Here is a 13,430-nt window from a genome sequence, read left to right on the forward strand (position 1 = left end):
TCTTTTTGTAAAGGAGAATTTAAATGGAATATAGTTATCCGTTCGATGTTGATTGGTCACAAGAAGAAATACTACAAGTTATAACGTTTTTCAATTTAATTGAAGATGCATACGAATCAAGTGCCAATCGAGAGAACTTAAAAGAAGCATACGCCAATTTTAAAAAAATAGTGCCAGGAAAATCACAGGAAAATAATATTTATAAAGAATTTAAAGAAGCTAGTGGTTATGATGGCTATAAAGTTATTAAAGAATTAAAAGAAAATCAAGATGAACAAAATATTTCAATTAAATAAAAAATAAACTTCCCCAAAAAAGTGTTGATGTATAAAATAATATCTGTTATTTTATTAAAGGTGCTAAACTTTTTGTTTAGTAAAAGTAAACAACAACTTTTTTGGGGGATTTATGAATATTGGAGAAAAACTTAAAAATTTAAGATATCAAAAAAATTTAACGCAAGAAGAATTAGGTGAGCGTACAGACTTATCTAAAGGATATATATCACAACTAGAACGAAACTTATCTTCTCCTTCAATGGAAACATTTTTGAATATATTGGATGTATTAGGGGTTGAACCAAGTGAATTCTTTAATGAAAAGTTATATCAAGCGCGCATTCACTATCCCATTGAAGAACAAACTTTATATGATGAATATGATGAAGGTTACATTATTAATTGGTTAGTTCCAGATTCAAATGAACTCGAAATGGAGCCTGTCGTGATTACATTAAGAAAAGGTTGTAAGTATAAATCTTTTGCTCCGTCGTCATCTGAGACATTTGCATATGTGAAAAAAGGAAGCATCACTTTAAATATAGGTAAAGATACATATACTGCCAAAGAAGGTGAGTGTTTCTACTTTAAAGCAAATGAAAGTCACCAATTTTCAAATCAAACAAATCAAGATGCCGAAGTATTAATTGTTGCTACAGAATCGTATTTATAGGAGGAAATAATGACAAAACCAATAATTAAATTTGAAAACATTTCTAAAAGTTTTAATGAAACAAAAGTGTTAAATGATGTGAGTTTTGATATAGAGGAAGGGCGCTTCTATACGCTGTTAGGACCATCTGGATGTGGGAAGACTACTATATTAAAGTTGATTGCGGGTTTTGAAACTCCAACAAAAGGTAATATTTTATTTAATGATAAAGTGATCAATAAAGTACCAGCTAATAATAGAAAAGTGAATACTGTATTCCAAGACTACGCTTTGTTTCCTCATTTAAATGTATTTGATAATGTAGCTTTTGGACTGAAAATCAAAAAGTTAAATAAAAATGTTATAAAAACAAAAGTAGATGAAGCGTTAAAGCTCGTTAAACTTGAAGGTTATCAAAATCGAGAAATCTCAGAAATGAGTGGTGGTCAAAAGCAACGAGTTGCAATTGCACGTGCATTGGCCAATGAACCTGAGATTATATTGTTAGATGAACCATTATCTGCATTAGATTTAAAATTAAGAACAGAAATGCAATATGAATTACGAGAATTGCAACAGAGACTAGGTATTACGTTTATATTCGTTACCCATGATCAAGAAGAAGCATTAGCAATGAGTGATTATATCTTCGTAATGAAAGATGGTAAGATACAACAAAGCGGAACACCTGTTGATATATATGATGAACCTGTAAATAAATTTGTTGCTGACTTTATAGGTGAATCCAATATTGTGCCAGGAATCATGAGACAAGATTATGAAGTTGAGATGTACGGGATATCTTATGAATGTGTTGATGCTGGGTTCAAGAAAGATGCTAAAGTAGATGTGGTCATAAGACCAGAAGATATAACGATTAAATCAGTGAGTGAAGGTCGTGTATCTGCGAAAGTAGATTCTCAATTATTTAGAGGCGTGCATTATGAAATTTGTTGTTACGATGAACAAGGTAATGAATGGATCATTCAAACAACTAAAAAAGCAACAATCGGCGAGACTGTCGGATTAGATTTCGATTCCGAAGCCATACATATCATGTTGCCGGGTGAAACTGAAGAAGAATTTGATCGTCGTATTGAGAGTTATGAGGATGAATCCAATGAATAAAATAAAATCATTATTATTAGTCCCGTATATGATATGGATTGTTTTATTTATAATCGTTCCAATTATCATGATTTTTTATGCATCATTATTAGATTTAGAAGGTAATTTTTCGTTTGAAAATTATAAGAACTTCTTTACGAGTAGTTACTTACAAATGACGCTTAGTTCTATTTGGTATGCCATGATTATTACATTCTTTTGCTTGATAATAAGTTACCCACTTGCACTTGTGTTGAGTAATTCAAAGCATAAAGAAATATTGTTACTACTTATCATTTTACCAACATGGATAAATTTACTGTTAAAAACTTATGCTTTTATCGGGATATTAAGTCACGATGGTTTATTAAATAAGATGGTACAAATATTCAATGTACCTTCGAGTGAATTTCTATTTACGAGTACTGCATTTGTTATCGTTTCAGTATACATCTATATACCGTTCATGTTGTTACCTATATTTAATTCCATGGATGAAATTCCGGGAAATTTAATTCAAGCATCGAGTGATTTAGGGGCCAATTATTTAACGACATTTAGAAGAGTGATTATGCCTCTGACATATGAAGGTGTGAAAACAGGTATACAAATTACATTTATACCAGCATTATCTTTGTTCATGATTACAAGGTTAATAGCAGGTAATAAAGTCGTGAATTTAGGTACAGCGATTGAGGAACAATTTTTAGTAACTCAAAACTATGGTATGGGTTCTACAATTGCAGTGTTTTTAATTTTAGCTATGGCACTTATATTAATTATTACTAAATCAAAATCTGAAAATAAGGAGGTATAGAAATGAAAATAGCAGGTAAAATATATTTTGCAATTATGATGGCGTTTCTATACTTACCCATTTTCTTTTTGATTTTTTACTCATTTAATAGCGCAGGTAATATGACACATTTCAAAGGTTTTACATTTGATCATTATATGTCAGTTTTTCAAAATAAGCGTTTAATTGTCATCATCGTTAATACGATTGCTATCGCACTGTTAGCAGCGAGCATTTCTACAATAATTGGTATCTGTGGTGCAATAGGAATTTATTACATGAGAAATAAAAAATTAAAAGTTGGATTACTTACTTTAAATAACATTTTAATGGTTAGTTCTGATGTAGTAATTGGTTCGTCATTTTTATTATTATTCACAGTTATTGGTCATTATACTGGTATGGGGCTTGGTTTTTGGTCGGTATTAATTTCACATATCGCGTTTTGTGTACCAATTGTCGTCCTTCTTGTGCTGCCTAAATTATATGATATGAATAAATCTATTGTAGATGCCGCAAGAGATTTAGGTGCATCTTCATTTCAAACTTTAGTAAAAGTCATTATTCCACATATTTTACCGGGTGCCATTGGTGGTTTCTTTATGGCATTAACGTATTCATTAGATGATTTTACGGTCAGTTTCTTTGTAACAGGAAGCGGATTTAGTGTACTTTCTGTCGAGGTATATTCAATGGCACGTAAAGGTATTACGATGGAAATTAATGCAATATCTACATTATTATTTATGTTAGTAATGATATTGATACTTGGCTATTATGCTATTAAAAAAGGACAACAAAAGCGAGTCCAAAAAAGAGGAGAGGTTATGAGATGAAACAATTGATGCAATTAGTTGGCATATCACTGATTGTTGGCGCATTGTTAATGTTATCAACAAGACTCATAGACCCTCCACCAGATAAAGGGAAAAAAGATGTCATCTACGTTTATAATTGGGGAGAATATATTGACCCAGATTTAACAAAGAAATTTGAAAAAGAAACAGGCATTAAAGTGGTATATGAAACATTCGATTCAAATGAAGCAATGATGGCCAAAATTAAAAATGGTGGCACAGCATATGATGTTGCAGTTCCAAGTGAATACACAGTTCAAAAAATGAAAAAAGAAAAATTATTATACCCAATTGATCATAATAAAATTTCAAATTTAAAAAACATCGATAAAGATTTTATGAATTTACCTTTTGATAAAGGAAATAAATATTCTATACCGTATTTCTGGGGAACTGTTGGTATATTATATAACCCAAATAAAACTAAAGGTATAGATTTCTCATCATGGAATAGTCTTTGGGATAAACGTTTGAAAGACGATGTTCTAGTAGTTGATGGTGCACGTGAAGGTGTAGGATTTGCTTTGAATAGCATGAACGAAAGTTTAAATGAAACGAATCCAAATAAATTAAAAAAAGCACAAGATAAATTAGTTGAGTTAGCACCGAACGTTAGAGGCGTTGTAGGTGACGAAATTAATACAATGATGGTACAGCATGAATCTGATGTTGCAGTCGTATGGAGTGGTATGGCAGCAGATATTATGACTGAAAATCCTAACTTAGATTTTGTAGTACCAGAAGAAGGATCTAATCTATGGTTTGATAATTTAGTTATACCTAAAACAGCTCAAAATGTAGAAGGCGCTCACAAATTTATTAATTTCTTACTCGATGAGGAAGTAGGTAAACAGAATGCTGAATGGGTTGGCTATGCAACACCAAATAAAGCATCATATCAATTATTAGATAAAGACGTTCGGGAAGATGAAAGATTTTATCCTGATTCTAAAGTAAGGAATAAGCTTGAAGTTTACAAAGATTTAGGCAAAGAACATATTGCTGAGTATAATGAAGCATTTCTAAAATTCAAAATGTCTTTAAAATAAACTACAAAGTCAGTTAACAAAATTGTATATTTTGTTGCTGTCTTTTTTTGTGAACGATCATTTAACATCATGATTAATTCAGCTAAGACTTATGATGTATGTTTATTTACTTCATTTTTGATATAATTAATACAATTCATCGTCGAGGAGGAAATTATAATGAGTTCATATGTAGAACATGTGAAACAGCCCGTTGGAAGAGGATTTGAAAAATTCTTCGGGTGGTTAGCTTGGATTATCGTTCTTGGAGTGACGGTATTATCATTATTTGCTGCACTAGTATTATTGAATAATCCTACCAATCTTAATAAACTTGAAACTTTAATTGATCAGTTAAAGATAAATGTTCAATCTAATGGGCAATTTCTATCTTCAGCTGAAATCGCATTAAATATTCAAAATGGTATTTGGTTATTTATTATCTATTTAATCATTGTTTTAATTTTTGCATTTATTGGCTTAGTGCTAATAAGATGGAGAATTTTTTCAGCATTATTGTTCTTAATATTGGCAATAGTGACTTTACCTTTAGTCATCGTACTTGTACCGTTATTATTCTTTATTGTAAGTATTTTATTATTTGTTAGAAAAGATAAAGTATTACCAATACAAGATAGAGCCCACCCAAGACAACATTTTGATGAGCGAGAGGCATATAATGAGCAAGTAAGACCGTTGCCAAGACAACCACAATACAGAAATAATGAAGAAAATGAATTCTCACACAAAGAAGAAGTTCCAGAAGAAAGTAATACGAATGACAGTATAGAACAAACAGAAACTGCTAATCATGAAATACTATCACGTTCAAAAAAACATCAAAAACAACATAAACCACAAAAACAAGAAGAAATAACTGAAGAAGAAGTAAATGAATCAGATGATTTAAATTATGGTGAACAAGATAATATAGGACAAAGACAAGAGAGTCCATATAACTATCAAACAACACAAGCAGATGATTACCAAGTTCAAACTGAAAAACAAAAAAGAAAAAAAGAAAAAAAAGAAAAACCAAATGCAACTATTGAAAGACGCAAAAATTATGAAAAAAGAATGAAACAGCAAAATAAGTATTTTGAAGATGAAGAAAAATATTTGGAAGAAAAAGTAAAAAAAGAAGAAGAATAGACTTGTAATAGCATTAAACACCTGAGAAAATAATAATATAAACTATTTAGGAGGCTATTTATGAAAAGAACAGGAGAATATACGTTACTGATTATTGGTTTAATATTTTCAATAATTGGAATTGTATTATCAGTATTTTTTAAATTCGCAATAAAAACCGAAGATTTCAAAGTACAATTTGAGAATGAGTTTAATAATCAAATTCAACAATCGGGTGATATACCAGAAGGAGTTTCTGCAAATGAAATGTTAAATTTAATTCAAAGTTTAACTACGTTTAGTATTATTGTATTAATCATTAGTATATTACTAGCCGTGTTTGCTATTGTATTTATAAAAAGACGTCGTGTTTTAGCAGCTATATTTTCAATTTTAGCAGGTCTAGTATCTCTCTTAGCATTTAACATCTTGTCATTATTATTATTTATAATTGCAGGTATTATGTTATTAGTAAGAAAGAATAAATCAGATAATCAATTTGAAGAAGCAGCATTTCAAAACAATGATAATTTAAATCATGATACGCATAATGGTTATGGATCAGATTTCAATAATGAGAAAACTCACGATGTTGTTAAAGATGAAGTAAAGAAAAACAAAAATAATGACGATCCATATATTTATTAGTTAAAAAAAGAGCCTGTGACGCAAAATGTGTCACAGGCTCTTTTATTGATTTAGAAGTACAAGAAGGCTACTTTAAGATTTATATTTAACTATAAAACTTAACCATTTCATCAAATGTTTCATTCAAGAAGTCTGTGAATGCTTTATCTGTTTTTAAGATATCAGACTTAGGATCTAATGTTCTCGCTACGAAAAATTCGGCTTTTTTAACTTCTTTAAGTCGTTTTATATGATGTTTTAAATCATCTGTATTTAGACTATTAATTGGTGATTTATCGATTTTGTAATGGTCGAAGCAAAGTGAATAATCTTGTGGTAATGATTCTAATAAGTTTATGTTCTTGTTTAAAAATTGAGCCATGTTCCCTTTATCTTGGTTTTCGTGCATTACGCCGAACATAACGAATAGTTGTGATTCGAATAGTCCGATTTGGAAGTGGGGTAACATCTTGTAACCACGTTGATTTGTTGCAAAAGCAACCCATGTATCTTTAGGTGGGTTTACCGTTCTACGGGCATGCTTTGCTACATGGAAGTAAAACTTATCACCTGTAGCTTCTGTTAAATATTTGCTATATCGTTCACCTAAGGCATTTAACTGAGGTCTCACTCTTTCTTCGATAGCTTTCATTCTATTATCTAATCCTTCAACACTAAAAACTTTAAAATCTTTTTGTTTAAACGTATACTTAGTCATAGTTGTCCTCCTAATTACAGTGTTACTATGCATTTATTTTATCATAAATGCTATTGAATATATAAAGAAGAATGCTAATATAAAATTAACAAGGAGGTATGTATATGGAAATATATAAATTTGCATATCAAATTATAGAAGAAGCGGGTAGAATCATCCGAGATTCTATCGATGATGAACTCCATATTGAAACTAAATCAAATCCTAACGACTTAGTTACGAACATAGACAAAGAAACTGAAGCATTTTTAACGAAACAAATTTTAAATACATACCCGCATCATCGAATTTTAGGTGAGGAAGGTCAAGGTAGAGATATTGAAGATGAAGCTGGTACGATATGGATTATTGATCCAATTGATGGTACGTTAAACTTTGTTCATCAGCAAGAAAATTTTGCGATTTCAATTGGTATATTTATAGATGGTGTGAAATATGCAGGATTTGTTTATGATGTAATGAATAAGAAAATGTACCATTGTAAAGTCGGTAACGGTGCCTGGATGAACGAAACACAACTTAAACCATTAAAGAATTCTGAATTAAAGAGTAGTTTAATTTCTACAAATCCTATTTGGCTAACTAAAGATAAATTAGCGGATATTTATAAACTGATTATAGATGATGCAAGAAGTACGAGAGCGTATGGTTCGGCGGCATTAGACTTTGCAAATGTTGCAAAGGGTATTACGAGTGCGTATTTGACGATGAGATTACATCCTTGGGACTTTGCAGGCGGTTTAATTCTTGTAGAAGAAGTTGGCGGCGTGGTGACAAATCAACTTGGTGAACCTTTAAATATATTAGAGGCAAATTCAATTCTAATTGGTAACAAATCGATTCATGATGAATTATTGAGTCAGTATTTCTTACCACACACATCACTTTTAAAGAAAATTCATACAGAAAGATTTAAAAAGAATAAATAACATAATAAAAAGATGCGAAATTTCTTTCGCATCTTTTTATTATGTTATTTAATTTATAGCCAACCGTTTTCACGATACTTCTTTTTAAGTGTAAAACCGTAGCCCATCGTTGCTGTAATTAACACAACAGCTAGCAACATAAAGAGGATAGAGCCTTCTGCTAAAGCAAAACTAAACACTAAAAGTAAAAAAGTTACAATTAAAGCAAGTAACACAAAAATTGCTTTAGATTTCTTCATTTAAATCCATCCTTTAACCGTTTTCATGATTATAGTATGCGTTACAATTAAATAAAAATCAACCTCAAAACTTTATTAAGAATATTAAAATATACGGAAAATTGAGTAAAAGTGGTCAATAATAGTTATTTTTCTAGCAATATATGTTATAATTATCAAGTTATAAATATAAACCGAACAAATCTTAATTGGAGAGGAAAATTTTTTGCATGACTAATTTAAGAGAGAACGTACGTAACATTGCAATAATTGCCCACGTAGACCACGGAAAAACAACACTAGTTGATGAACTATTAAAACAATCAGGTATATTCCGCGAGAACGAACATGTAGCAGAAAGAGCAATGGATTCAAATGATATAGAAAAAGAACGAGGTATTACAATTTTAGCGAAAAATACGGCAATAGATTATAAAGATCACCGTATTAATATATTAGATACACCTGGACATGCTGACTTCGGTGGAGAAGTTGAGCGTATCATGAAAATGGTTGACGGTGTAGTTCTAGTTGTAGATGCATATGAAGGAACAATGCCTCAAACTAGATTCGTACTAAAAAAAGCATTAGAACAAAATCTAAAACCAGTAGTAGTCGTAAACAAAATCGATAAACCTTCAGCTAGACCTGAAGCGGTAGTAGATGAAGTATTAGATTTATTTATCGAATTAGATGCTAATGATGAGCAACTTGATTTCCCTGTTGTATACGCATCAGCATTAAGTGGTACTGCTAGTTTAAATTCAGAAAAACAAGATGAAAACATGCAGTGTTTATATGAAACAATTTTGGATTATATTCCTGCACCTATCGATAACAGAGAAGAGCCATTACAATTCCAAGTTGCATTATTAGATTATAATGATTACGTTGGACGTATCGGTGTTGGACGTGTATTTAGAGGTACTATAAAAGTTGGACAACAAGTTTCATTAATTAAACTTGACGGAACAATTAAGAATTTCAGAGTTTCTAAAATATTTGGTTTCTTCGGTTTAAACCGTGTTGAAATTGATGAAGCATACGCTGGAGATTTAATTGCGGTAAGTGGTATGGAAGATATCAACGTTGGGGAAACAGTAACACCTCAAGATAATGTTGAAGCTTTACCAGTTCTTCGTATTGATGAACCGACTTTAGAAATGACTTTCTCAGTAAACAATTCTCCATTTGCGGGTAAAGAAGGTACTTATGTAACTGCTCGTAAAATAGAAGAAAGACTAGAAAATCAATTAGAAACAGATGTTTCATTACGCGTTACACCAACTGAATCACCAGATGCATGGACAGTTGCTGGTCGTGGAGAACTACATTTATCTATTTTAATTGAGAACATGAGACGTGAAGGTTATGAGTTACAAGTTTCTAAACCTCAAGTAATCGTTAAAGAAGTTGATGGCGTGAAATCTGAGCCATACGAACGTGTTCAAATTGATGTACCTGACGAATATACAGGTGCAATTATTGAATCATTAGGATCTCGTAAGGGTGAAATGATTGATATGCAATCAAATGAGAATGGTCAAACTAAATTAACATTTATGGTCCCAGCTCGTGGTTTAATTGGTTATACTACTGAATTTATGTCAATGACACGTGGTTACGGTATTATAAATCATACATTTGATTCTTATCGTCCAAGAATTAACAGTCGTATCGGTGGAAGAAGAAACGGCGTACTTGTTTCAATGGATAAAGGTGTAGCAAGTACTTATGCTATCTTAAACCTTGAAGACAGGGGCGTTAACTTCATGGAACCAGGTACTGAAGTATATGAAGGTATGATCGTCGGCGAAAATAACCGCGAGAATGATCTAACTGTCAATATTACTAAAGTAAAAGCAGCTAATAATATCCGTTCAGCAACAAAAGAACAAACGACAACAATGAAAAAACCTAGAAAATTAACGCTTGAAGAAGCTTTAGAATACTTGAACGATGATGAATTAGTTGAAGTAACGCCTGAATCAATTCGTTTAAGAAAAAAAATTCTAGATAAATCAGAAAGAGAACGTGCTCAAAAGAGACAAAAAATGGCTGAAGAAGAATAGGAGTGATATAGATGCTCTTTGTCGCTAAAAATGTAAGTGTTAACCCAACAGAGAGACTTTCATTTTTTGGTAAATTATTTAGAGTAGATGAAAATCCAGAACTTGGTATGTGGCTCTTACTATTAACGATATTTGTACTAAGTGCAATTGTATACAATTTAGGATTTGCTCGAAAACTGAAGTTTTGGCAAAATGTCATCATCTATATCGTGCTATTTTTAGGTTGTTTATTGTTAACCTTCTTAGCTGTATTCCTACCTGTAGGAGAAAGTTTAATCATTGCAGCAATAGTACTCGGACTTTATAGGTATAGATTGCATAAAGAACGAAGTACGGGGAATAAAAATTAAATAAAAATTTTCTAGGCTACTCGTTTCTTGATTTCTATAGGAGATAAGTAGCCTAGTTTTTGTTTATTACAAGATATAGCCCAACTTAAGGATTAAAGACTAAAGTATTCCACGAGTTGCTTCTTAACTATGGATAATTAGTATTTAAGTATTAAAAAACGAGAAAATCATTGTTTATCATGATTTTCTCGTTTATTGTGATGTCTGAAACGAAAAGTGTTTCAGAGCTATTGTTTATTTGGTTTCGGCTTATCTAATTTCGCCTTACAATCATCACACATGAATGTACGAATTGGATGATTTTTTATTCTTTTTGCTTCTAAAGATTTAGAATCTAAATTGACTACCGTATCACAAATAATGCATTTAACTTTCGTAATCAACGTTATACAACCTCAATCTCAGCAACATAGCTAAATTTATTTGAATAACCATCTTCTTGATTGTAAGTAAAGGCGTCAATTTTGCCATCTTTATAAATCATTTTCCCTTTATTAGAGAAATGGAAGAATAAGTAAGGCCATTCTTCAATGGGGATTTCTATAGAATCTTTATCATTTTTAAGGATTACTTTTGTAGTGTCTTCATTCGGTTCAGAATTCTTAATGAAAGGCATTGCGTTTATGACAAAACTTTCTTCTAAGAAAGAGCGCTTCTTGTATGTTGTTTCACTATTTAAAGTAGGTGGCATCGTCGCACCTTCTAGAATAGCACGATTCCATGCAACATTATTTTCGAATTCAATCGGTTTTTCACCATTAAATATGCCTTGCTCTAAATCTTCAATCTTTACTTTACGATCATCAAAAATCCATGTCGATGCATCTAAAGTAATATTGAATTTAGAATTACCTTTTATTTGTATCATGTTTTTCACTCCTATCAATATCTCTTCATAATTTTAACATACTTATATCGATGAACGTTCTGTTTTTACTTGCAATTTTAAGATTTCTAGTCTAAACTTTTATAAGTATAGAAACTAAAAATAATTAAGGGGGAGTATGTCATGCATTACGATGCGGAAATTTGTCAAAAGGCATATGACCAATTATATAACGATTCTGAAAAAATCCTTCAATTAATAAAGGTTCAAATGGACAATTTAACAATGCCACAATGTCCTTTATATGAGGAAGTTTTAGATACGCAAATGTTTGGTCTACAAAAAGAAGTTGATTTTGCAGTACAAATTGGACTTGTTGATAGAGAAAAGGGTCAGACACTTATGGCAAGTTTAGAAAAGGAATTATCTAAATTGCATGATGCTTTCACAAATGCTTAAATGATACAAAGTCTAGAGGGGGAGAAATCTTACTTTAGACTTATTTTTTTAGAATTGGAATGAGTAGATGGACTACATTAAAAGGTTTTTTCGCTACATAAAGAATTATTCTAAATACATAGATTTCACATTATTAATTACGTATATAATGCTAAGTTTGATTGGTTTAGTTATGGTTTATAGTGCAAGTATGGTTGCTGCAACGAAAGGTACATTAACTGGTGGTATACCTGTATCTGGGACTTACTTTTTTGTGAGGCAGTTGATGTATTGTATTGCTGGATTTTCCATTGTGTTTTTTATGTCATATTTTATGCACATCAATATATTGAAAAATAAGCGTGTTCAACAAATTGTGATATTTTCTATTTTTGGATTATTAGTACTAACATTATTAGTCGGAACGACTATAAACGGTTCGAAAAGTTGGATCAATTTAGGATTTATGAATTTACAAGCATCTGAAATTCTTAAAGTAGGTATGATTTTGTATTTATCTTTTATCATTGATAAAAGAAGAAATAGACTTAAACAATTCAAACTTGCGCTCATGATGCCACTATTTCTGATTGGTACTTGTATAGGACTCGTGTTATTACAAAATGATACTGGACAAGCATTAATATTGTGTTTAATTGTTTTTTGTATATTTGCATATTCAGGCATAGGCATAAAGGCAATTTTGAAATGGTCAGGTCCAATATTTGCAGGTGTAGTTATCTTAGTAATCTTTAGTATCGTATTTAAAGGTGGCGTGTTATCTCAACATCAAGCCGACCGTTTCCACGTATTAGAAAACCCATTTAATTATGAAAGTGGTATCGGTTATCACCTTGCGAATTCATTATTAGCAATTGGTAATGGTGGTATATTCGGTAAAGGATTAGGTAATAGTATTATGAAATTAGGATACTTACCTGAGCCACATACAGACTTTATATTCGCTGTAATTGCTGAAGAACTTGGATTAGTAGGGGTATTATTTATACTATTTCTACTTATGTTTATCGTATATAAAGGATTCTTATATGCTGCACTTACGCAATCGTATTTCTTCAAACTTGTATGTGTTGGTATCTCAAGTTACATAGGTATCCAAACATTTGTAAATTTAGGTGGTATTTCAGGAACTATTCCATTAACTGGTGTGCCGTTACCATTTATGACATTCGGTGGATCATCGATGTTAAGTTTAAGTATTGCAACAGGAATTCTGCTCTTGACTGCGAAACAAATTAGAATTGAACAATACGAAAAAATGCATATTTAGTCAGAGAAATTAATATTATTTTAATAAAAAAACGTATTACAGTAGAATGTAATACGTTTTTTTTATATAATAGATGAGTATTCCGTTTTTTGAAAATTCAAATACATTGAGG

The 13,430-nt window shown here is 31.1% G+C and carries 17 protein-coding genes; 13 read left to right on the forward strand and 4 right to left on the reverse strand.

Going from position 1 to position 13,430, the window contains the following annotated elements; genetic code table 11:
- Positions 1-23 precede the first annotated feature (23 nt).
- From CD111_RS00610 to CD111_RS00645, 8 genes are all read left to right on the forward strand, one after another.
- Positions 24-296, forward strand: a complete 273-nt coding sequence (locus tag CD111_RS00610; RefSeq protein ID WP_095088652.1) for a UPF0223 family protein — start codon at positions 24-26, stop codon at positions 294-296.
- A 112-nt stretch (positions 297-408) separates the two neighbouring features.
- Positions 409-951: a helix-turn-helix domain-containing protein gene (locus tag CD111_RS00615; protein ID WP_095088650.1), complete on the forward strand. Its 543-nt coding sequence runs from the start codon at positions 409-411 to the stop codon at positions 949-951.
- A gap of 9 nt (positions 952-960) precedes the next feature.
- Positions 961-2,058: an ABC transporter ATP-binding protein gene (locus CD111_RS00620; protein WP_095088648.1), complete on the forward strand. Its 1,098-nt coding sequence runs from the start codon at positions 961-963 to the stop codon at positions 2,056-2,058.
- Positions 2,051-2,854, forward strand: coding sequence for an ABC transporter permease (locus CD111_RS00625; RefSeq protein WP_095088646.1), 804 nt, complete (start codon positions 2,051-2,053; stop codon positions 2,852-2,854). The genes CD111_RS00620 and CD111_RS00625 overlap by 8 nt, the downstream gene beginning before the upstream one ends.
- A 2-nt stretch (positions 2,855-2,856) precedes the next feature.
- On the forward strand, positions 2,857-3,669 hold the full coding sequence (locus CD111_RS00630; protein WP_095088644.1) for an ABC transporter permease: 813 nt from the start codon (positions 2,857-2,859) through the stop codon (positions 3,667-3,669).
- The gene (locus CD111_RS00635) at positions 3,666-4,739 is read left to right on the forward strand and encodes an ABC transporter substrate-binding protein (RefSeq protein WP_095088642.1); all 1,074 of its coding nucleotides are present in this window, start codon (positions 3,666-3,668) and stop codon (positions 4,737-4,739) included. Before CD111_RS00630 ends, CD111_RS00635 begins: the two co-directional genes overlap by 4 nt.
- A 159-nt stretch (positions 4,740-4,898) precedes the next feature.
- A complete protein-coding gene (locus CD111_RS00640; RefSeq protein ID WP_095088640.1) occupies positions 4,899-5,870 on the forward strand; it encodes a DUF4064 domain-containing protein in 972 nt (323 codons plus the stop codon).
- A gap of 60 nt (positions 5,871-5,930) precedes the next feature.
- Positions 5,931-6,497, forward strand: coding sequence for a DUF4064 domain-containing protein (locus tag CD111_RS00645; protein ID WP_095088638.1), 567 nt, complete (start codon positions 5,931-5,933; stop codon positions 6,495-6,497).
- Positions 6,498-6,582: 85 nt separating this feature from the next.
- Here the strand turns inward: CD111_RS00645 and CD111_RS00650 are convergent, their stop codons facing one another.
- On the reverse strand, positions 6,583-7,194 hold the full coding sequence (locus tag CD111_RS00650) for a YktB family protein (protein ID WP_095088636.1): 612 nt from the start codon (positions 7,192-7,194) through the stop codon (positions 6,583-6,585).
- A gap of 104 nt (positions 7,195-7,298) precedes the next feature.
- On the opposite strand from CD111_RS00650, the gene CD111_RS00655 reads away from it, so the two are divergent.
- Entirely contained in the window at positions 7,299-8,123 is an 825-nt protein-coding gene (locus tag CD111_RS00655) for an inositol monophosphatase family protein (protein ID WP_095088634.1), read from the forward strand.
- A gap of 53 nt (positions 8,124-8,176) precedes the next feature.
- On the opposite strand, the gene CD111_RS00660 is transcribed toward CD111_RS00655, so the two are convergent.
- Positions 8,177-8,362: a DUF5325 family protein gene (locus tag CD111_RS00660; protein WP_095088632.1), complete on the reverse strand. Its 186-nt coding sequence runs from the start codon at positions 8,360-8,362 to the stop codon at positions 8,177-8,179.
- Positions 8,363-8,571: 209 nt separating this feature from the next.
- Here CD111_RS00660 and typA point away from each other — a divergent pair, with 209 nt between their 5' ends.
- Both typA and CD111_RS00670 read left to right on the forward strand, forming a co-directional pair.
- Complete coding sequence (gene typA / locus CD111_RS00665; RefSeq protein ID WP_095088630.1) at positions 8,572-10,413, forward strand: translational GTPase TypA; 1,842 nt, start codon at positions 8,572-8,574, stop codon at positions 10,411-10,413.
- Positions 10,414-10,424: 11 nt separating this feature from the next.
- On the forward strand, positions 10,425-10,763 hold the full coding sequence (locus tag CD111_RS00670; protein ID WP_095088628.1) for a YlaH-like family protein: 339 nt from the start codon (positions 10,425-10,427) through the stop codon (positions 10,761-10,763).
- Positions 10,764-10,990: 227 nt separating this feature from the next.
- On the opposite strand, the gene CD111_RS00675 is transcribed toward CD111_RS00670, so the two are convergent.
- Positions 10,991-11,143, reverse strand: coding sequence for a DUF2197 domain-containing protein (locus tag CD111_RS00675; RefSeq protein WP_095090156.1), 153 nt, complete (start codon positions 11,141-11,143; stop codon positions 10,991-10,993).
- Between the two features lie 5 nt (positions 11,144-11,148).
- Positions 11,149-11,631, reverse strand: a complete 483-nt coding sequence (locus CD111_RS00680) for a hypothetical protein (RefSeq protein WP_095088626.1) — start codon at positions 11,629-11,631, stop codon at positions 11,149-11,151.
- Between the two features lie 141 nt (positions 11,632-11,772).
- Here CD111_RS00680 and CD111_RS00685 point away from each other — a divergent pair, with 141 nt between their 5' ends.
- Both CD111_RS00685 and CD111_RS00690 read left to right on the forward strand, forming a co-directional pair.
- Positions 11,773-12,048 (forward strand): Fpa/YlaN family protein, encoded by a 276-nt coding sequence (locus CD111_RS00685; protein WP_095088624.1) that lies wholly within the window; start codon positions 11,773-11,775, stop codon positions 12,046-12,048.
- A gap of 67 nt (positions 12,049-12,115) precedes the next feature.
- Entirely contained in the window at positions 12,116-13,318 is a 1,203-nt protein-coding gene (locus CD111_RS00690) for an FtsW/RodA/SpoVE family cell cycle protein (RefSeq protein WP_095088622.1), read from the forward strand.
- Positions 13,319-13,430 lie beyond the last annotated feature (112 nt).

This window comes from Mammaliicoccus stepanovicii (assembly GCF_002902525.1).
GTDB lineage: Bacteria > Bacillota > Bacilli > Staphylococcales > Staphylococcaceae > Mammaliicoccus > Mammaliicoccus stepanovicii.

What these genes read in the sequence shown, in the direction of transcription:
- CD111_RS00680 (WP_095088626.1), bottom strand. Translation starts at nt 11,631, where the DNA reads ATGATACAAATAAAAGGTAATTCTAAATTCAATATTACTTTAGATGCA.
- CD111_RS00615 (WP_095088650.1), top strand. Translation starts at nt 409, where the DNA reads ATGAATATTGGAGAAAAACTTAAAAATTTAAGATATCAAAAAAATTTA.
- CD111_RS00660 (WP_095088632.1), bottom strand. Translation starts at nt 8,362, where the DNA reads ATGAAGAAATCTAAAGCAATTTTTGTGTTACTTGCTTTAATTGTAACT.
- typA (WP_095088630.1), top strand. Translation starts at nt 8,572, where the DNA reads ATGACTAATTTAAGAGAGAACGTACGTAACATTGCAATAATTGCCCAC.
- CD111_RS00630 (WP_095088644.1), top strand. Translation starts at nt 2,857, where the DNA reads ATGAAAATAGCAGGTAAAATATATTTTGCAATTATGATGGCGTTTCTA.
- CD111_RS00610 (WP_095088652.1), top strand. Translation starts at nt 24, where the DNA reads ATGGAATATAGTTATCCGTTCGATGTTGATTGGTCACAAGAAGAAATA.
- CD111_RS00690 (WP_095088622.1), top strand. Translation starts at nt 12,116, where the DNA reads ATGGACTACATTAAAAGGTTTTTTCGCTACATAAAGAATTATTCTAAA.
- CD111_RS00670 (WP_095088628.1), top strand. Translation starts at nt 10,425, where the DNA reads ATGCTCTTTGTCGCTAAAAATGTAAGTGTTAACCCAACAGAGAGACTT.
- CD111_RS00640 (WP_095088640.1), top strand. Translation starts at nt 4,899, where the DNA reads ATGAGTTCATATGTAGAACATGTGAAACAGCCCGTTGGAAGAGGATTT.
- CD111_RS00645 (WP_095088638.1), top strand. Translation starts at nt 5,931, where the DNA reads ATGAAAAGAACAGGAGAATATACGTTACTGATTATTGGTTTAATATTT.
- CD111_RS00685 (WP_095088624.1), top strand. Translation starts at nt 11,773, where the DNA reads ATGCATTACGATGCGGAAATTTGTCAAAAGGCATATGACCAATTATAT.
- CD111_RS00635 (WP_095088642.1), top strand. Translation starts at nt 3,666, where the DNA reads ATGAAACAATTGATGCAATTAGTTGGCATATCACTGATTGTTGGCGCA.
- CD111_RS00625 (WP_095088646.1), top strand. Translation starts at nt 2,051, where the DNA reads ATGAATAAAATAAAATCATTATTATTAGTCCCGTATATGATATGGATT.
- CD111_RS00655 (WP_095088634.1), top strand. Translation starts at nt 7,299, where the DNA reads ATGGAAATATATAAATTTGCATATCAAATTATAGAAGAAGCGGGTAGA.
- CD111_RS00620 (WP_095088648.1), top strand. Translation starts at nt 961, where the DNA reads ATGACAAAACCAATAATTAAATTTGAAAACATTTCTAAAAGTTTTAAT.
- CD111_RS00650 (WP_095088636.1), bottom strand. Translation starts at nt 7,194, where the DNA reads ATGACTAAGTATACGTTTAAACAAAAAGATTTTAAAGTTTTTAGTGTT.